Annotated in this window: 15 protein-coding genes; 6 read left to right on the top strand and 9 right to left on the bottom strand. The window is 51.0% G+C overall.

Annotation, left to right across the window (positions count from 1 at the left end):
- Positions 1-140: 140 nt before the first annotated feature.
- The 4 genes from BQ6873_RS08670 to BQ6873_RS08655 all read right to left on the bottom strand — a co-directional run bounded on the left by BQ6873_RS08670 (position 141) and on the right by BQ6873_RS08655 (position 3438).
- Positions 141-593 (bottom strand): DUF2846 domain-containing protein, encoded by a 453-nt coding sequence (locus tag BQ6873_RS08670; RefSeq protein ID WP_076592291.1) that lies wholly within the window; start codon positions 591-593, stop codon positions 141-143.
- A 45-nt stretch (positions 594-638) separates the two neighbouring features.
- Positions 639-1577: a restriction endonuclease gene (locus tag BQ6873_RS08665; protein WP_076592290.1), complete on the bottom strand. Its 939-nt coding sequence runs from the start codon at positions 1575-1577 to the stop codon at positions 639-641.
- A gap of 105 nt (positions 1578-1682) precedes the next feature.
- Entirely contained in the window at positions 1683-2075 is a 393-nt protein-coding gene (locus BQ6873_RS08660) for a cupin domain-containing protein (RefSeq protein WP_076592289.1), read from the bottom strand.
- Positions 2076-2220: 145 nt separating this feature from the next.
- Complete coding sequence (locus tag BQ6873_RS08655) at positions 2221-3438, bottom strand: MFS transporter (protein ID WP_076592288.1); 1218 nt, start codon at positions 3436-3438, stop codon at positions 2221-2223.
- Positions 3439-3533: 95 nt separating this feature from the next.
- Here BQ6873_RS08655 and BQ6873_RS08650 point away from each other — a divergent pair, with 95 nt between their 5' ends.
- Positions 3534-4481 carry a LysR family transcriptional regulator gene (locus BQ6873_RS08650; protein ID WP_076592287.1) on the top strand — a complete coding sequence of 316 codons (948 nt, stop codon included), beginning with the start codon at positions 3534-3536 and terminating at the stop codon, positions 4479-4481.
- A gap of 14 nt (positions 4482-4495) precedes the next feature.
- Here the strand turns inward: BQ6873_RS08650 and BQ6873_RS08645 are convergent, their stop codons facing one another.
- The 5 genes from BQ6873_RS08645 to BQ6873_RS08625 all read right to left on the bottom strand — a co-directional run bounded on the left by BQ6873_RS08645 (position 4496) and on the right by BQ6873_RS08625 (position 12075).
- Positions 4496-4951: a DUF2214 family protein gene (locus BQ6873_RS08645; RefSeq protein WP_076592286.1), complete on the bottom strand. Its 456-nt coding sequence runs from the start codon at positions 4949-4951 to the stop codon at positions 4496-4498.
- An 18-nt stretch (positions 4952-4969) separates the two neighbouring features.
- Positions 4970-7507, bottom strand: a complete 2538-nt coding sequence (locus tag BQ6873_RS08640; RefSeq protein ID WP_076592285.1) for a TIR domain-containing protein — start codon at positions 7505-7507, stop codon at positions 4970-4972.
- Positions 7508-7566: 59 nt separating this feature from the next.
- Positions 7567-9318 carry a glutamine--tRNA ligase/YqeY domain fusion protein gene (locus BQ6873_RS08635; protein WP_076592284.1) on the bottom strand — a complete coding sequence of 584 codons (1752 nt, stop codon included), beginning with the start codon at positions 9316-9318 and terminating at the stop codon, positions 7567-7569.
- A 224-nt stretch (positions 9319-9542) separates the two neighbouring features.
- On the bottom strand, positions 9543-10256 hold the full coding sequence (locus tag BQ6873_RS08630; protein ID WP_076592283.1) for a YoaK family protein: 714 nt from the start codon (positions 10254-10256) through the stop codon (positions 9543-9545).
- Between the two features lie 220 nt (positions 10257-10476).
- Positions 10477-12075, bottom strand: coding sequence for a gamma-glutamyltransferase family protein (locus BQ6873_RS08625; RefSeq protein WP_076592282.1), 1599 nt, complete (start codon positions 12073-12075; stop codon positions 10477-10479).
- A gap of 266 nt (positions 12076-12341) precedes the next feature.
- On the opposite strand from BQ6873_RS08625, the gene ugpQ reads away from it, so the two are divergent.
- The 5 genes from ugpQ to BQ6873_RS08600 all read left to right on the top strand — a co-directional run bounded on the left by ugpQ (position 12342) and on the right by BQ6873_RS08600 (position 18258).
- The gene (gene ugpQ / locus BQ6873_RS08620; RefSeq protein WP_076592281.1) at positions 12342-13124 is read left to right on the top strand and encodes a glycerophosphodiester phosphodiesterase; all 783 of its coding nucleotides are present in this window, start codon (positions 12342-12344) and stop codon (positions 13122-13124) included.
- A 103-nt stretch (positions 13125-13227) separates the two neighbouring features.
- Positions 13228-15834 carry an alanine--tRNA ligase gene (gene alaS, locus BQ6873_RS08615; protein ID WP_076592280.1) on the top strand — a complete coding sequence of 869 codons (2607 nt, stop codon included), beginning with the start codon at positions 13228-13230 and terminating at the stop codon, positions 15832-15834.
- Positions 15835-16064: 230 nt separating this feature from the next.
- Entirely contained in the window at positions 16065-16292 is a 228-nt protein-coding gene (locus BQ6873_RS08610) for a sulfurtransferase TusA family protein (protein ID WP_173830621.1), read from the top strand.
- A 221-nt stretch (positions 16293-16513) separates the two neighbouring features.
- Positions 16514-17263, top strand: a complete 750-nt coding sequence (locus BQ6873_RS08605; RefSeq protein WP_076592278.1) for an electron transfer flavoprotein subunit beta/FixA family protein — start codon at positions 16514-16516, stop codon at positions 17261-17263.
- 65 nt (positions 17264-17328) lie between these two features.
- Positions 17329-18258, top strand: coding sequence for an electron transfer flavoprotein subunit alpha/FixB family protein (locus BQ6873_RS08600; protein WP_076592277.1), 930 nt, complete (start codon positions 17329-17331; stop codon positions 18256-18258).
- Positions 18259-18346 lie beyond the last annotated feature (88 nt).

The following is an 18346-nucleotide window of genomic DNA, read 5'->3' as shown; positions in this document are numbered from 1 at the left end:
TTACAAATCTTTTAAGTCATCAGTTTATTAAAGATTTGTGGTGTTGACGAGCTACTTTCTTGTCTAGGTTTAACAAGTGTAGATGTTTCAGCGTCCGCCTCCGGCGATCCGCTGAAACAAAACGTTAGTTCAAGTATGAGTTAATTAAATTCAGATTGAATTTGGGTGCATTCAGCAACACCTTTCTTGCCTACTTCTTCAGATACAAGCTGAAGCTTCGAACCACCTGAGAAGGCTCCCATTTTTACTTCCTGCCAAACGTAATAGAGTTTGCCTTTTTCAGCGACGACAGTCAGTTGAGATTCGGTACCTTGCGACGTAATTTTGTGTTCGCCGGCCGGGAGGTCGAATTTGAAGAATGAGTGAGGGCCGGTATTGCCAGCTAGCTTGCCATTGACCGTAACAGGCATCGACAGTGCTGCACCAAGGGTTTCATTGCGGTACACGTAGACTTGCGCCACATCTGGTTTCGATGTGAATTTTTTCGACTCGGCATCCATGCCGGCAGGAGCTTTATTGATACTTGCACAGCCAGTCAAAATGACGATTGAAGATATGACTGCAGCTTTGATGATTTTTGCGGTGAATGACATTTTTCTCTTTCTTTATTGACTGCTGGTTGTGGGAAATATTTACTGTCACGTAATGGCATGCTCTTTTTTGACATAAATTTTTGTGTGGCAACGAGGGTAGTGCAGGCATCCCCAGAACGATCCTCGTTCACTATGTCGCATGATCATTTTGATGCCACAGGATGTGCAGCTTGGTGTTGTGTAGTCACCATCGAAAGCAAACTTTGCTAATGCCTCCTGTTGCGATGTATCTAACTGCAGAATGCGTTCCAATAATTTGAGGCCATCGAGAAGATGAATAGGATTGCTGTCGCCGAACGCAAGCGCATCCTTGCTATAGGTGCGACTGGTAATGAAGATCCCTCTAGCTACTTTCTCGTGCGCCATAACGCCTAATAGCTCGCGCAGCTCCTTTACCCCGACTTGTTTTGTATTCCATGCCTTGCATTGGACGATGGCAATGGGATGGTCCAAATCAAGTTTGTAGAGCTTGATGTCTATCCCACCGTCTGCTCCGCTAGCCAAAGTGACTGACTTGAATCCAACGATTTCGTAATACTTTGCACATAGCAGTTCAAAGCGCTTCCATTCAAGCGATCTGAGAGAAGCGAGACTCCAACTTGGTATGGTTTGTGGAACGGTCGTCGGATTGGTAACCAGCGAGGGTTCAGATCTTCCCCATTCTTCTTTTGACGTAGAGGAAGGGCGAACTACTTCACGGTTGGGAGTGCGAGATTTTGTTTGCGGATATCGAGTAGATTTTCCCTCCGATTTTTTGGAGGTGATGAATGATATGAGTGCGATAAATCCGAAGAATGGCAACGTCAGCCACGCGACTGATTGTGATAATTGGGATACGCCTGCAAGGACGGGACTGGAGGCGAACAGCGATGGAATAATCCAGCGCAAGAATACGTAAGCAACAAGGCCTACTGCGACACTGACCCACCACGGCGATCCAAGCAAAATATTTAGCCCGGCTTCTTTTTTTCTTCTTTTACGCATTGCGGATTATTGGCCATGTTTCTGATGTGAAAGGTGCGTCATTACACGACAGATTCACGGCTTTTGGCATCCCATGCTTATGGGATGAGTATCTGCATTTGGCGTTTAATTTTTGCCAGTCCTGACAAACAAGGTAGTCAACGGATTATCGCCAACGACGCGGCTGTTATGACCATGTACTGCGCTGTCGAACGTTGCGCCTTCAGGCAACACATCGTTGGAGAAAAAATGATCGCCAGCCTTGAATGTCCGCTTGCTGCCATCGCGCAAACCAATTTCCATTTCGCCACTCAACACAACCAACCATTGTGCAGTCGTCGTGCAATGAAAATCGCTGCTCACGCCCGGCGGGCTGTGGCGTACCTGAAATCCATCGGAAGGAAATAGTTCTGACAGCATGGCTTTCGGCGAACCGCCGGGCAGGGCGATGTCTGCTTCACGAAATTTCGCGTAGCCGTCTGTGTCGGTGTAGAGGATGACGTTTTTAAATGTGCTCATGCTTGTTCTCAATAATTTAATGGTGCTGCACAAAAAAATGTCCGCTATCAGACAATAGCGGACATCTCATCAAGAGCGATATCGACCGGGTATGTTCAGTCGATATCCTAACGCATCTTCATTACGCAACAATCACGGCAACAACTTATGTTTTGCTTCCGCGCAGCAAGCGCACTGCCAACGCGCCCAATGAAGAAATCGTCGCCAGTGCCACAACACCAGTCCAGCCCCATTGCGCCAGCATCAGACTACCCAATGCCGCGCCACTCGCCATGCCGATGAACATGCCGGTAAACAACAACGCATTCAAACGGCTGCGTGCGCCAGGATCTATGCCGTAGACCATGGTTTGATGCGCGACCAATGTGGCTTGCACGCCAAAATCAAAACCTATCGTACTCACCACGATCAACGCCAACTGAATATGCGGCGGCACCAATGGCGCAAGCAACATCACGGCAAACGATACGGCAGCCAAGCCAGCGCCGATGCGCGTAACCAACTCGGGGCCGCGTCTATCGGCAAGGCGACCAGCCAACGGAGCAGCCAATGCACCAGCAGCACCAGCCAGGCCGAAAGCACCAGCCGCAGCGCTACCTAAATGAAAAGGCTCGCCATGCAGCATGACCGCCAGCGTCGACCAGAACGCGCTGAAGCCAACTGCCAGCAAACCTTGTGCAAGCGCGGCCTGACGCAACGCGCCATGCTGACGCCACAACTGAATCATCGAGCCGAGCAATGCGCCATATGCCAACTGCGTTGTTGGTTTGAAGCGTGGGAGCCCGCGCCAGATAGCGACAGCAATCATCGCAACACCAACTGCAGCCGCAACATACACCGAGCGCCAGCCGAAGCGTTCCGCACCAAAGCCGCTGATCACGCGTGACAGCAAGATGCCGAGCAACAAGCCTGTCATCACAGTACCGACGATTTTTCCGCGATGCGATTCTGGTGCCAGTGTTGCCGCAGCAGGGACGATGTCTTGCGCCATCGTCGCCGTCAGTCCGATGACCAGACTGGTTGCTAGCAGCCACGTAATGCTCGGTGCAAGGCCGCTGAACAACAGCGCCAATGCAAGCAAGCCCGCCTTCCACAAAATAATGGTGCGGCGGTCGTAGCGATCACCCAAAGGTGCGAGCAGCAAAATGCCCAACGCATAGCCCAACTGCGTCAAGGTCGGCACCAAGCCGATCATGCGATCGCTGGCATGGATGTCCGCACCGAGTACGCCCAACATGGGCTGACTGTAATAAAGAGAAGCCACACTCAAACCAGCGCCGGTCGCCAGCAGCAGTATCAGAGAAGGCGACAATGCAGCTTTTTCTGCATTCTGGCTTGTATGTGTGGATTGAATAACCAACATGATGAATCCTTGTATTTAGCGATGTGTTGCATTCTCCTCGTAGTGATTTTTCCGTGGTAGTAGCTCTAAACGTACATTTGTTATACGCTTAACGCATGAAAGAATCGGGAAATCCAGGGGTAGACCGCATTGAGCTGATGCAAACCTTTGTCCGCATCGTCGAGACGGGCAGCTTGTCGGCTGCGGCTGAGCAGCTCAAAACCAGCCAGCCTACCGTCAGCCGTCGCTTGCAGGCGCTAGAGCGCAGCCTGGGTTTGCGCCTGCTGCAACGATCCACGCACGTCATGAAGCTCACAGCCGATGGCGAGCGTTGCTTTGCGCATGCCAAGGATTTGCTCGATAACTGGAAAGAGATGGAAGCTGATCTGCGCGGCACGCAGGATGAGCCGGAAGGCACTTTACGCGTGCTGGTGCCGCACGCCTTCGGCCAAGAGCATTTGATCAAGCCGCTGGCCGATTACCTTGGCCGTTATCCGCGTGTCGCCGTTGAATGGATGTTGCATGACCGTCGCCCCGACTTTATCGCTGAAGGGATAGATTGCGCGATTCAGGTCGGCGTGGTCGACAATCCTTCCGTGGTCGCGATCAAGCTCTTCGAAGTGCCACGCATCGTGGTGGCATCGCCGCAGCATCTGAAGAGCAATTCGCAGCCTTTGCAGGTAGAGGATTTGCACACGCTGCCGTGGCTGGCTTTCCGTACTTTTTATCGTGAAGAGGTGATGCTGACGCGACAGTCAGATGGTGCGGAACATCACTTCACCATACAACCGCGTATGAGCACAGACAGTCTGTACGCATTGCGCACTGCAGTGTTGGCGGGATTGGGTGCGGGAATTATTTCAGCATGGTTGGTCGCTGATGATATTGCACAGGGACGCTTGGTACGCCTCGCGCCTGAATGGAATGCGCCGCCGTTGCCGGTGTATCTGGTGTATCCGCATGCGCGCTACTATCCAGCACGCTTGCGTTTATTTCTGGAAACCATAAGGGCGATGCAGCCTCTGGGCCAAGTCCCGGAAGTCGTCGTCAAGAAGAAACGCTAACGCAGGCGTCGCACTTATACGCCAAAGTAACCTATACCCTTGGCCGCCATCGCTGCACACAGAATCATCAAGCCGAGCAGAGTCAGTTCCAGATGGATGATGCCGCGCAGCTTGCGGTTCTGTACATCACTTAGTTCAGGCACGACGCCTTGTTTCAGCGATTTATTCCACTTCAAAAAAGTCATGGTTGGGTGAATAGAGATCAAGCCAACGATGAGGAAGAGCACCATCTTGATGATGAAGGGCGCGCTGTGCATGTAGTAGTCAGCGCCTTTTTCAAAATACATCACACGCAAACCACCGATGATAATGATCAGGCCAGCGGCGACACCGTAGATGGCGTCGTAGCGCTGGATTTTTTTCGCAGAGGCCAGCGTTAGCGGTTGCTTCAGCAGCAGCATTTCGAAGGCAAGCGTCAGCATGATTGCTAGGAAGGCGATGTGATGAAAAAATGCAATGAGAGCGTTCATGATTGAATAGATAGCTGACTAGGCTTTTCCTATTTTTTTCAGATCCATTAATCGTTGGCCCTGCATAGAAAAATTGAGTAACTCCGCCAGTTGCTGTTTTTCTTTATAACCAACAGGGAACATATAAGTGTGCTGGATGACCATTTCCTTCAGTATTCGAGTACATATAGGATTGCCTTTCAGTTTTTCAGCTGTCACAGATATGGAGGAAATATCTAGGTTCCGCTTGAAATGCAATTCAATCGCTTGATTCAATAAAATCACTGCAGGTGTAGGAGCGGCTTTTTCGATGCTGGCATAAATTTCACTAGCTTCCTTTGATCCTATTGACGACGCAATTTTCTTGACGACACCATTAATAACCCCATAAGTTATGTGTAGGAAGACATCTTTTGCGTCGTGCTGTACTTCAGTATTTGTGAGATTAGGATGTTCTTGAAGCTTTGTTTCTATGTGTTTAATAACTTCTGCTTTAGCAGTATTAGAAATCTGAATGAAGAAATTTAAAAATCTCAATCCACTCATTGCGCTTTGATTTGCCAGTTCCAAGAGTGCTTTTCGCGTAAGCGTCGCATGCCTGTTTCTAATAATTTGTCCTGAAATCTCCATTCCTTTAAACGTTCTATTTATTGTCGCTAATAAATCCACTGCGCCAAGTTTTTCAGTCTGATCGCTGTGCTCTATTTCATCTAGATTTTTGTTGTGCTTAGTGCGTTCTGCCCTAATTTCCCTTTGTTCTAAAACTAGATTAGGAATTTTTGCGATGAATTCATCCATGAATGCCAGCTGATCTCTGGATAGAGTGGCAGCTTCTTGATCCATAAAAAAAGAGTCCAATGCATCCTTTATCTCGCTTAAGACCCACGCTTCTTTCGTGTGATGTGTGACAAACACGAGGATGTTTGCGTAATCCTCGCGATGTAAATTCGCAATTAGCTTTCGAACCTCATTTTTTACATCATCGTTAGTCGTGAACGATTCAGCAATTTTTTTAGCTGCAAAGAAATAATATAAATATGGGTATTTAAATTGAATCTTAAAATCTTGCTCAGCAAGAATGGAATTGGATTTCAGTTTCTGAATAACGATAGCTCCATCAACTGGTAGATATGTTTTTTCGTACTCCTTAAAAAAAACTTCCAGACCATGCTGATTAATTGCACCGTCATTTTTGTGGAGAACCCATGAGAGTTCAGTCAATACATTTAAATATTTATCGATCTCATTTTTGGGAACTCCTGCATGATCAAATGCTTGATATACCAATTGTTGATAGCAATGGCCGTGCGAAGACAATTCTAAGTTTTGCTGAGAATACGCCTCAAACATTTGAAGCAGCATCAGTACATAGATTGGTTTTGCTGGGACAATATTTTTTCGAATAATTGCATCTAGGCGAGATTTGAGTTCATCACATTGGTCGAATAAATCTTTTTCTTCTATAGATTCTTCAACGCCAAGCGCCACCCATTTTTCTACTATTTCAGCTCTTTTGATATGTCCGAGACTCAGAATCTCGTATTTTTCAAACTCGTCTAAAGCGAAGATTTCTGGGACTATGTAGCTGTAAGAAGAATTGCAGGTAATTATTATTCTTTGGAAATCTTCATTTAATGAGGAAAGAAATTTATCTCGGAATTTTGTATTCAGTCCAATCGCATGCAAATTGTCGATAAGTAGAACTTTCTCTGATATTTCCATGAAACTAGCAAAAGACATGTCGAGGTATTGTTTTTCAATGGCAGAAGACAATACCTTTTTCGTGTCTGATTGCTTGATTTCTGATGCATCTAAATAGAGAGGTGCAACTTCTCGTTTCAAAAATTCTTTATAAAGATTTTTTAATAAACTTGTTTTTCCTTGTTGCTCCTCGCCAGAAACTAAATATCGGGATGCCTTAGAAAAGAGCAGATCAGAAGAGACGATCTGAATGTCTTCAGATTTAGATTGGCGTTCGACCGCTAAATCAAGGGCGACGTAAACGTTATCAAGAGTTACTTTGTCTACCTTGCGGTGAGTCAAGATAACTTCAATGTCATTTATCCAATCAAGCACCTGATTTTTAACTTGAGGTTTGTCATTTTTCACATGGCTCACCAAATTGGCTGATACGGGTTTGAATTGTGCTATATGTTTTTTGATTCCGCCGATAGCGTCAAGCCACGCTTGATCTTCATTGTCCCAAGTGGAAATTGGTTGCGCGTCTTTGGGCACTGCTTGAAGTGTCGAAAATTCACACGATTCCCAGTCACATGGTCGGACTAAGATTGGGATTAGTTGTGCCTTACCGTTAGCGTGCATTTCAATAGCACGCTTTGCCTCTACATTAAAACAGTAGTCTGATGCTAAGAAACTAGAACTAATGAGAAAAAGAATCAGATCAGCTTGATCTAAATTTTCGGATATCTCATTTGCCCAATTTTGTCCCGGGATAAGTTTGCGATCATTCCACGACGCAATAACATTATTGCGTTTTAACATCGATAAATGCTCGTCTAAAGCCTCTTTGTAAACCTCATCTTTGTGTGAGTAACTAATAAAAACTTTTTTTGTCATTTCTGTCTCGTAGTTATTGTTATAGAGATGCTAATTACATGAACTGGAAGTGATTACTTTTATTTCAAAATCCAACCATCCTTCAAAGTCACCACCCGGTTAAACACAGGCCTCCCAGCCTTGCTATCGACGCGGTCTGCAACAAAATATCCATGACGTTCGAACTGCAACTTCTCATCCGCTTGTACTGCTGATACGCCAGGTTCTACAAATGCTTTCACGATTTCTTTCGAATCTGGATTCAACGCGAGTTTGAAGTCCTTGCCGCCTGCATCTGGATGCGGGTCGGTGAAGAGGCGGTCGTACAGGCGTACTTCTGCTTCCAGCGCGTGTGCGGCGCTGACCCAGTGCAGATTGCCTTTGACTTTGTAATTGGCCGAACCTTCTGTGCCGGATTTGCTGTCGGGGAAGTAGGTGCAGTGGACGGCGGTGATGTTGCCGTCTGCATCCTTGTCCGCGCCGACGCATTCAACGACGTAGCCATAACGCAAGCGTGCCTTGTTGCCGGGGAAGAGGCGGAAGTAGCCTTTGCTTGGCACTTCCATGAAGTCTTCCTGTTCTATCCACAGTTCTTTGCTGATCGGGAAAGTGCGGTTGCCGCGTTCAGGGTGATGCGGGTGCACTGGTGCCGTGCATTCGACGGTTTCGCCTTCCGGGAAGTTGTCGATGATGAGTTTGAGCGGACGCAGTACGGCGATGGCGCGTGGCGCTTTTTCATCCAGGTCTTCGCGCAGTGCACCTTCGAGCACGCTGTAGTCTATCCAGCCGTCGGATTTGGTGACGCCTGTACGCTCGCACATCAATTGGATCGCTTCCGGTGTGTAACCGCGACGACGCATGCCGACGATGGTAGGCATGCGCGGATCATCCCAGCCTTCGACGATGTTTTCTTCTACCAGTTGGCGCAGCTTGCGTTTGCTTGTGACGATGTAGGTCAGGTTGAGGCGTGAGAATTCATATTGATGCGGTAGCGGCTTGGCGAAGAAGCCGCCTTCGGCCAGGCGTTCGAGGATCCAGTCGTAGAACGGACGGTGATCCTGGAATTCGAGCGTGCAGACGGAGTGCGTGATGTTTTCTATCGCATCTTCAATCGGATGCGCGTAGTCGTACATCGGATAGACGCACCATTTGTCGCCGGTGCGATGGTGATGCGCGTGACGTATGCGGTAGATGGCCGGGTCGCGCAAGTTCATGTTCGGTGATGCCATGTCGATCTTGGCGCGCAGGATGTGCTCGCCATCCTTGAATTCGCCAGCCTTCATGCGACGGAACATGTCTAGCGATTCGGCTGCAGGGCGGTCACGGAAAGGCGAGTTCTTGCCCGGCTCACCGAAGTTGCCGCGGTTCTTCGCCATGTCTTCGGCGGATTGGCTGTCGACATAGGCGTGACCCTGATTGATCAGGTATTCGGCCATTGCATACAACTGGTCGAAGTAGTCGCTGGCGAAGTAGAGGTGTTCCTTATTGTCTTCTTTCCAGTCAAAGCCCAGCCATTTGACGCTGTCGATGATGGTGTCTACGTATTCCTGTTCTTCCTTGGTCGGATTGGTGTCGTCGAAGCGCAGGTTGCAGCGGCCGGCGTAATCGCGCGCGAGGCCGAAGTTGAGGCAGATCGATTTGGCGTGACCAATGTGCAGGTAACCGTTAGGTTCTGGCGGGAAGCGAGTGATGACTGTTGGCAGCGGCTGGCCGTCTTTGCCCACACGTTTTTCGTGTTTGCCGGCGGCGAGATCGGCTTCGATGATGGCGCGCAGGAAGTTGGAAGGGGCTGGAGTCGGATTGGTGCTGCCGTTTTTTGAATCGTTGCTCATGGATACGTGTTCTGGGCTTGGTAGCGCAATGTTAAGAAGTAAAGGGCATTTTACCGTAGCAGGTGGAGTATTGAGCCATAAATGGCTATGTGTCGTTTGCCGTCGCTATTCCCGTGGTATTGGATGCTGTTTGTGCAAGGGAATGCCAGCTATGAAAATCCCCGCGACAGCGTGTGCGGGGATGGATATTACGAGGACAGTTTTGAAAGCGCTACTCGGAAGAGTCAGGCGGCGACCTGCTTGGACTTGTGTATTTTCTTGATCATGCCGCGCTCGATGTACATCAGGTAGAGCAGAATGGCGATGGGCAGCAACAGCGCCAGAAAACCGGCATACGAATAAGCGAAAGCCGCACCGACTGCACCTACGCCAAAGGCGAGGACCGGCCACAGGAATTTAACGCAGCGTTGTTTGATCGTCTCGTCCGCGGCACCGCGCAGCACGTCTACCGAATCGATGACGAGCTGGGTGACGTTGCCGGTCATCATCGCGGTTGGTGCCAGATGCGAGAGCAGCAATCGGCCGCAAGCGCTGTGCGTGCCCATCGCCATCGCGCCGACGATGCCTGCAAGTTCTGCCATCAGCGTTGGCTCATTGCCGATCGGGCTGGCGAGATAGCCGAGCACCATGAAGGCGATCAAGAGTATGAGTTGCAGGATGTACGCGTACCACAGCGCATGCTGGCCGCGCTTGAGCAAGACGGCAATCAGCAGGCGGGCAATCACAACGCCAAAGATGAAGGCAGGGAAGGCGAGAATTTTGAGTAACAGCGGTCCGCCTTGCGGATGCGCCATTTCTGCACCGATCAAGACAAAGTTACCTGTGACGTGAGCAGTAAACAAACCAAACAGTGCAACGAAACCTAATGTATCCACATAGCCGGCGAGAAAGCCGAGGCTGGTGTTTTGAACTTTGTGACGCATCTCACTACGCTTCATCGATCCTCCAGTACTTGATCCATGCGACATCCTGCATGCTAAACATTGCTCCTTGGACGGTACAAACAGTCCGGAGTTGCGCACGATTGCTAAAGCATGAATCGTGCGCAACTCCGGGGTCTGTCAACAGCCTGAAACAATGTTCTCATAAAGCAGTGACACTGGCGTTACGGGAACGTGAATTGATGTGAATCTAATGCGTGCGCGTTGTCGATTGTGATTAGTAACCGACAGCTTGACCATCGCGACGTGGATCGCTGGCAGCGATGTAGCCGTTTTCGGTTTTCCAGATGAATTGACCAGCGCCGAAATCCATATAGCTGTCGGCGATGTTTTCGATCTTGTGACCGCGTGCCAGCAAGGCTGCACGTACATCTGACGGCATCGTTTCTTCCACATCGACGGACATGCCGACGTTGACCTTCCAGCGTGGTGCATCGCATGCGGCTTGCGGTTGCTGGTTGTACGACAGCATGCGGATCAGGGTTTGCACATGACCTTGCGGTTGCATATTGCCGCCCATGACGCCGAAGCTCATTTCTGGTTGACCGTCCTTGCTGAGGAAGCCAGGGATGATGGTGTGGAAAGGACGCTTGTTCGGTGCGACGCAGTTCGGGTGGTTAGGGCTGAGGTTGAAGCTGAAGCCGCGATTTTGCAAGCTGATGCCGGTGCCCGGAACCACTACGCCGGAGCCGAAGCCCATGTAGTTCGACTGGATGAAGCTGACCATCATGCCGCTTTCGTCCGCTGCGGTCAGGTAAATGGTGCCGCCTTTTGGTGGCGTGCCGTGGTTGAAGCGGGTGGCTTGATCCATCTTGATCAGCTTGGCGCGTTCGCTCAGGTAACCGTCGTCGAGCAAATCCTTGACGGTGACTTGGGTCATGTACTTTTCATCGGCGACCCATTTGTAGGTGTCGGCGAAGGCGAGTTTCATTGCTTCGATTTGCAGGTGTTGTGCTTCGACGGAATCAACTGCGAAGCGTGTGATGTCGAGCTTGTCGAGGATGCCGAGTGCGATCAGTGCGGCGATGCCTTGGCCGTTTGGTGGAATCTCGTGCACGGTATGACCGGCGTAATCTTTTTGAATCGGTTTGACCCATTCCGGCTGGAAGCCTGCAAGATCGGCCAGCGTCATCGCTGCGCCGTGTTCTTTGGCGAAGTTGACGATGGATTCTGCCAATTCGCCACGATAGTAGGCTTCGCCATTGGTTTTCGCGATTTTGGTCAGGGTTTTAGCAGCATCGCTGAAGACGAATTGTTCGCCTACGTGCGGTGCGCGGCCGTGCGGCATGAAGTTTTCTGCAAAGCCGGGTTGATTTTTCAGAATCGGGACGGCGTTGCTCCATTTCTTTTGCACAACAGGCGAGACCATGTGGCCGCGTGCTGCCAGCTCAATCGCTGGTTCCATCAAATCGGCGAAAGGCAATTTACCGAAACGCTTGGACAAGGCCACCCAGCTGGCGACAGCGCCAGGAACGGTAACGGTATCCCAGCCGCGTTCGGGCATGACGTTGTTGTGCTTTTGCTTGAAATATTCTGGTGTCCATCCTGCTGGCGACGTGCCGGAGCCGTTCAAGCCGTGCAATTCCTTGCCGTCCCACACCAGTGCGAATGCATCGCTGCCGAGGCCGCAGGAGACTGGTTCAACGATGGTGATGGCCGCTGCCGCCGCGATCGCTGCATCGACTGCATTGCCGCCTTTAAGCAACATGCGCAGGCCGGCTTGTGCCGCCAGCGGTTGCGAAGTCGAGACGACGTTACGCGCAAACAGTGGAGCGCGGATCGATGGGTATGGGTTGTTCCAGTCAAATGACGACATGATGTAATCCTGATATCTAGTTGCTTAGGCAGAGTGAAAATGATCTGCGCGAATGATGTTGATGCTGCTTCCGGATGACTGTGTATGCACCTCAGTGCGCCCGGTTGCGAAAGCGAGGACATTCTAACTGTTAGTAAGCCTGAGGTCTCGTATTGAAAAGGCAAGGTTGAGAACTCCTGTATATCCGCGAAATGCATTCAGGATGTAGTTGATAAATGCGCATTGTTATATACACTGTCTCGCAACGAGTCGATTGGAAGACAACCATGTGGCCCTATCCCAAGATTGTTGCGCATCGCGGTGGCGGTGTGCTGGCACCAGAAAACACGATTGCGGCGATGCGCTGTGGTTTGACGCACGGTTTCCACGCGGTTGAGTTCGATGTGATGCTGTCTAAAGACGGCGTGCCCATCGTGATGCACGATCCGGATTTTGGCCGCACCGTGGCGGGCGAGGGCAGCGTGGCTGATTTCACCGCGCAGGAATTGACGGCGCGCGATGCTGGAGCGTGGTTTGGCGAGGAATATATAGGCGAGCCGATACCGACTTTCGAGCAAGTGGCCACTTTCTGCATGCACAACAATATCTGGATGAATATCGAGATCAAGCCGGTGCCGGGTTTTGAAGATCAAACCGGTTGGGTCGTGGCGCAGGCGACCAAGCGTTTGTTTGAAAACAAGCTCGCTTACACACCGGCGGCCTTGCCTTTGCTGTCTTCATTCTCGTTCGAAGCCCTGCAAGCGGCGCAATTGGCAGCACCGGATGTACCGCGCGGCTTTCTGGTGGATGAAATTCCGCAGGATTGGAATGAGCGTCTGCATACCTTGGGCGCAATCTCGCTCAATACCAATCACAAGAACCTGACGCCGCCGCTGGCGCGCGCGATCAAAGAGGCCGGGTTTGGCCTGTTTTGCTATACCGTCAACGAACCGGCCAGAGCGACAGAAATCCTGTCCTGGGGCGTCGATGGCTTCTGCACTGACCGGATAGACTTGATTGGCCCACACTTCGGCAGCGCCGAAGGGCATATTTCTCCATCTGCGCGTTGACTGCTTGCATGTGGTTTCGACCATGAAGTGGGCAGGGTTATCGTGCGCATATCACGTATAATCTCCCGTTTGCACCACCCATTTCCTTACTTTTAGCCAGAACATGAACTCGTCCGAAATCCGCGAAAAATTCCTGAAGTTCTTTGAATCCAAAGGCCACACCATCGTGGCGTCCAGCCCGCTGGTGCCGGGCAATGATCCAACGTTGATGTTTACCAACTCAGGGATGGTGCAGTTCAAGGACGTGTTTCTGGGTGAAGACAAGCGTCCGTATGTGCGCGCAACTTCGGTACAAGCCTGCCTGCGCGCTGGCGGCAAACACAACGATCTGGAAAACGTCGGTTACACCGCACGTCACCATACTTTCTTCGAAATGCTGGGCAATTGGAGCTTCGGCGACTACTTCAAGCAAGATGCATTGAAATGGTCGTGGGAATTGCTCACCAAGGTTTATGGTTTGCCGGCCGAGAAGTTGCTGGCCACGGTCTACATCGAAGATCAAGAAGCCTACGACATCTGGACCAAGGAAATTGGTCTGCCGCCTGAGCGCGTTATTCGCATCGGCGACAACAAGGGCGGTCGCTACAAATCAGATAACTTCTGGATGATGGCTGATACCGGCCCATGCGGCCCTTGCTCGGAAATTTTCTACGATCACGGTCCACACATCGCCGGCGGTCCTCCAGGCAGCCCGGATGAAGATGGCGATCGCTTCATCGAAATCTGGAACAACGTTTTCATGCAGTTCGATATGGCGGAAGATGGCTCGGTTAAACCGCTGCCGGCACCGTGCGTCGATACCGGCATGGGTCTGGAACGTCTGGCTGCGATTCTGCAACACGTACATAGCAACTACGAGATCGATACCTTCGAGGCTTTGATCAAGGCTGCCGGTCGCGAAACGAATACCAAAGACCTCACCAACAATTCGTTGAAAGTCATCGCCGATCACATCCGCGCGACTGCTTTCCTGGTTGCTGACGGCGTGATTCCTTCGAACGAAGGTCGCGGTTACGTACAGCGCCGCATCATCCGTCGTGCGATCCGTCACGGTTACAAGCTCGGTCAGAAAAAACCATTCTTCCACAAGATGGTGAAAGATTTGGTCGAGCAGATGGGCGAAGCCTATCCAAAATTGAAGGCTGATGAACAACGCATTACCGAAGTGCTGAAGGCAGAAGAAGAACGTTTCTTTGAAACCTTGGCCAACGGTATGGAGATTCTCGATACGGCATTGGCTGGTACTAAAGTCTTGCCGGGCGAAGTGGCATTCAAGTTGCACGATACTTTCGGCTTCCCACTCGATTTGTCGGCTGACGTGTGCCGCGAACGCGGCATGAGCGTCGATGAAGCAGGCTTTGCTGCTGCGATGGAAAAACAAAAAGCCGCAGGTCGTGCCGCTGGCAAGTTCAAGATGGAACGCGCGGTTGAATACACCGGCGCGGGCAATGTCTTCACCGGTTACGAGCATTTGGAAGCGCAATCGACTGTAGTCGGTTTGTATTTCGAAGGCACGGCTGTGCAGACCTTGAAAGAAGGTCAGGCCGGTATCGTCGTACTCGACACCACACCGTTTTATGCGGAGAGTGGCGGTCAGGTTGGTGATCAAGGTTTTATCAGTGCTGAAGGCGTGCAGTTCGGCGTCGAAGATACGCAAAAAATCAAAGCTGATGTCTACGGTCATCACGGTATGCAAACGCAAGGCGCGTTGAACATAGGCGACAAGGTCAAAGCTGCAGTTGATGGTGCACGCCGCGCTGCAACCATGCGTAATCATTCGGTGACACACATCATGCACAAGGCTTTGCGTGAAGTGTTGGGCGACCATGTGCAGCAAAAAGGTTCGCTGGTTGATGCAGACAAAACACGTTTCGATTTTGCACACAATGCAGCGGTGACGCACGATCAGATTCTGGAAATCGAGAAACGCGTCAATGCAGAAATCCTCGCCAACTCCGACACACAAGCACGTGTGATGGATATCGAGTCGGCGCAGAAGACAGGCGCGATGATGTTGTTCGGCGAGAAGTACGGCGAAACCGTGCGCGTACTCGACATCGGTTCCAGCCGTGAACTGTGCGGCGGTACGCACGTTACTCGCACTGGCGATATTGGCATGTTCAAAGTCATCGGCGAGAGCGGTGTTGCTGCCGGTGTACGTCGTATTGAAGCGATTACTGGTGCCAACGCATTGGCTTATCTGCAGGATCTGGAAGCAACCGTGCACAGCGCCGCTGCAACCTTGAAATCATCGACGACAGAATTGCAACCACGTCTGGTGCAAGTGCTGGATCAAGTGAAACAGCTGGAGCGTGAAGTCGCTGCCTTGAAGGGCAAGCTGGCTTCTTCGCAAGGTGATGAATTGCTGTTGCAGGCGGTTGATGTCAAAGGCATCAAAGTCTTGGCAGCCGTGTTGGAAGGCGCTGATGTAGCGACCTTACGCAGCACCATGGATAAGTTGAAAGACAAGTTGAAAACCGCCGCGATTGTGTTGGCTGCGGTCAATGATGGCAAGGTTAGTCTGATTGCAGGTGTGACGGCGGATTCCACCAGCAAGGTCAAAGCCGGTGATCTGGTCAACTTTGTCGCGCAGCAAGTTGGCGGCAAGGGCGGCGGCAAGCCGGATATGGCGCAAGCTGGCGGTACGGATGCCAGCGGTTTGCCGGCAGCATTGCAAGGTGTTGCTGCCTGGGTCGGCGAACGCGTCTGATCCATTTCAGCCGGGAGTCAGCTTGACTGACTTCCGTCACTTGCTCATTTCCAATGAAAAATCGGGCGTGCCGCTGTGCACACCGATACTATTTTCCATTGAGCATTAAAAGCGACGAATTAATGCAAGTAATTGTTAAATAAGCTGTTTCTCGGGCGCTTCGGCATCCCGCTATTGCGTTTGAGAGTAGAATCAAACGCCCGAATTAGTACTGATGTGAGAGCATGACCATGGAATTTACCAAGGACCTCGATGCACGGGGTTTGAATTGCCCATTACCGATATTGAAGACGAAGAAAGCACTGGCAGAGATGGCAAGCGGTCAGGTGCTGCGTGTGCAGGCAACAGACCCAGGCTCGGTGCGTGACTTTCAGGCATTTGCGAAACAGACTGGCAATCATTTGCTGGAGCAAAGCCAGGACAATGAAGTTTTCACCTTCTTCATGCAACGCAAATAAGACGATGGGTACCGATGCGTACCCATGTTTTTTAAATATTAGACAACTTCTCGATGCAGCATGCATCGTCTTGGCTGCAGGTAATTGACTGGGCCACCTATTACATCCTTTTACTCCATCGGGCTGGTCAAATCGGCGTGCGCTGAGCATCTGCGCCACTTCCGTTTATAATCTTGCCTAGTTTACATTTACGTCCTTGTGACTTTTTCAAAGGCAGAGCTATGAAAGTGTTGGTTCCAGTCAAACGTGTGGTTGATTACAACGTCAAGGTCCGCGTCAAATCGGATCAAACCGGTGTCGATATCGCCAACGTCAAAATGTCGATGAACCCCTTCGATGAAATCGCAGTGGAAGAAGCGACCCGTCTGAAAGAAGCCGGTAAAGCAACTGAAATCATCGCCGTCTCTTGCGGTATTTTGCAATCGCAGGAAACCCTGCGCACCGCGATGGCGATCGGCGCAGACCGCGCCATTCTGGTGGAAACTGATGTTGAGTTGCAGCCATTGGCTGTCGCCAAGTTGTTGAAGGCAATCGCCGACAAGGAACAACCGCAACTAATCATTCTGGGTAAGCAGGCGATCGATGATGATGCCAACCAGACCGGTCAGATGCTGGCAGCCTTGCTGGACTGGCCGCAAGCAACCTATGCATCAAAAATTGAAGTTGACGGCGACAAAGTCAAAGTGACGCGTGAAGTTGATGGCGGTCTGGAAGTTGTTTCGCTGACCTTGCCAGCTATCGTGACTACCGACTTGCGTTTGAATGAACCGCGTTATGTGACGTTGCCTAATATCATGAAGGCGAAGAAGAAAACGCTGGAAAACTTCAAACCAGCCGATCTGGGCGTTGATGTCACACCGCGTTTGAAAACCTTGAAAGTTGTCGAGCCAGCGAAGCGCTCGGCCGGCATCATCGTGCCAGACGTGAAAACGCTGGTCGAGAAACTCAAGAACGACGCCAAAGTCATTTAATTATCTGTAGCAGGCGTGCGCATACTGCGCCGCTGCTTCATAGACAAACATCACAGGAATTCATCATGACAGCACTCGTCATTGCCGAACACGATAATGCCTCCTTGAAAGGCAGCACCCTGCATACCGTTACCGCTGCCTTGCAATGCGGCGGCGAAGTCCACGTTCTGGTCGCTGGCCATCAAGCGGATGCAGCCGTGCAAGCCGCTGCGAAAATTACTGGCGTGACCAAGGTCCTGGTTGCAGACGGCGCACAGTTCGCCGACGGTTTGGCAGAAAACGTCGCGGCGCAAGCTCTGGCACTGGCTGCCAACTATTCGCATATCCTCGCACCAGCAACTGCCTACGGTAAAAACATTTTGCCACGCGTGGCTGCCAAACTGGATGTGGCGCAAATTTCTGAAATCACCAAGGTCGTTACACCAGATACTTTCGAGCGTCCTTTCTATGCCGGTAACGCCATCGCAACCGTGCAATCGTCGGATGCGATCAAAGTCATCACTGTGCGTGCAACCGCATTTGATTCCGCAGCAGAAGGTGGTTCGGCGACGATAGAAAACGTCACGGCAGTTGCCGACTCCGGCAAGTCGTCATTCGTATCGCGCGAGTTGGCAACATCTGCGCGTCCTGAATTGACTGCAGCGAAGATCGTTGTTTCCGGCGGTCGCGGCATGGGCTCTGCAGACAACTTCAAGATCCTCGAACCTTTGGCTGACAAGCTTGGTGCTGCGATGGGTGCATCGCGCGCAGCAGTTGACGCGGGTTACGTGCCTAACGATTGGCAAGTCGGTCAGACCGGCAAGATCGTCGCGCCTGAACTGTATATCGCGGTCGGTATCTCCGGCGCGATTCAGCATTTGGCCGGTATGAAGGATTCCAAAGTGATCGTTGCGATCAACAAGGATGCGGAGGCGCCGATTTTCTCGGTAGCGGATTACGGCATTGTTGGCGATTTGTTTGAAGTTGTTCCGCAACTGGTAACAGAGCTGGGCTAAGTTAAGTAGAAGTGGTGCAACGGCAATGTCGTTGCATCAAAATGGGCAGGACGGGTAGCTTAGTAGTGCGTTCAGGATTTTTTCTGGC

Origin of the sequence: Herminiimonas arsenitoxidans, from assembly GCF_900130075.1 — a bacterium.
Classification (GTDB): Bacteria; Pseudomonadota; Gammaproteobacteria; order Burkholderiales; family Burkholderiaceae_D; genus Oxalicibacterium; species Oxalicibacterium arsenitoxidans.
This window is presented reverse-complemented; position numbering and strand designations above follow the sequence as displayed.

What these genes read in the sequence shown, in the direction of transcription:
- BQ6873_RS08670 (WP_076592291.1), bottom strand. Translation starts at nt 593, where the DNA reads ATGTCATTCACCGCAAAAATCATCAAAGCTGCAGTCATATCTTCAATC.
- BQ6873_RS08665 (WP_076592290.1), bottom strand. Translation starts at nt 1,577, where the DNA reads ATGCGTAAAAGAAGAAAAAAAGAAGCCGGGCTAAATATTTTGCTTGGA.
- BQ6873_RS08660 (WP_076592289.1), bottom strand. Translation starts at nt 2,075, where the DNA reads ATGAGCACATTTAAAAACGTCATCCTCTACACCGACACAGACGGCTAC.
- BQ6873_RS08655 (WP_076592288.1), bottom strand. Translation starts at nt 3,438, where the DNA reads ATGTTGGTTATTCAATCCACACATACAAGCCAGAATGCAGAAAAAGCT.
- BQ6873_RS08650 (WP_076592287.1), top strand. Translation starts at nt 3,534, where the DNA reads ATGAAAGAATCGGGAAATCCAGGGGTAGACCGCATTGAGCTGATGCAA.
- BQ6873_RS08645 (WP_076592286.1), bottom strand. Translation starts at nt 4,951, where the DNA reads ATGAACGCTCTCATTGCATTTTTTCATCACATCGCCTTCCTAGCAATC.
- BQ6873_RS08640 (WP_076592285.1), bottom strand. Translation starts at nt 7,507, where the DNA reads ATGACAAAAAAAGTTTTTATTAGTTACTCACACAAAGATGAGGTTTAC.
- BQ6873_RS08635 (WP_076592284.1), bottom strand. Translation starts at nt 9,318, where the DNA reads ATGAGCAACGATTCAAAAAACGGCAGCACCAATCCGACTCCAGCCCCT.
- BQ6873_RS08630 (WP_076592283.1), bottom strand. Translation starts at nt 10,256, where the DNA reads ATGAAGCGTAGTGAGATGCGTCACAAAGTTCAAAACACCAGCCTCGGC.
- BQ6873_RS08625 (WP_076592282.1), bottom strand. Translation starts at nt 12,075, where the DNA reads ATGTCGTCATTTGACTGGAACAACCCATACCCATCGATCCGCGCTCCA.
- ugpQ (WP_076592281.1), top strand. Translation starts at nt 12,342, where the DNA reads ATGTGGCCCTATCCCAAGATTGTTGCGCATCGCGGTGGCGGTGTGCTG.
- alaS (WP_076592280.1), top strand. Translation starts at nt 13,228, where the DNA reads ATGAACTCGTCCGAAATCCGCGAAAAATTCCTGAAGTTCTTTGAATCC.
- BQ6873_RS08610 (WP_173830621.1), top strand. Translation starts at nt 16,065, where the DNA reads ATGGAATTTACCAAGGACCTCGATGCACGGGGTTTGAATTGCCCATTA.
- BQ6873_RS08605 (WP_076592278.1), top strand. Translation starts at nt 16,514, where the DNA reads ATGAAAGTGTTGGTTCCAGTCAAACGTGTGGTTGATTACAACGTCAAG.
- BQ6873_RS08600 (WP_076592277.1), top strand. Translation starts at nt 17,329, where the DNA reads ATGACAGCACTCGTCATTGCCGAACACGATAATGCCTCCTTGAAAGGC.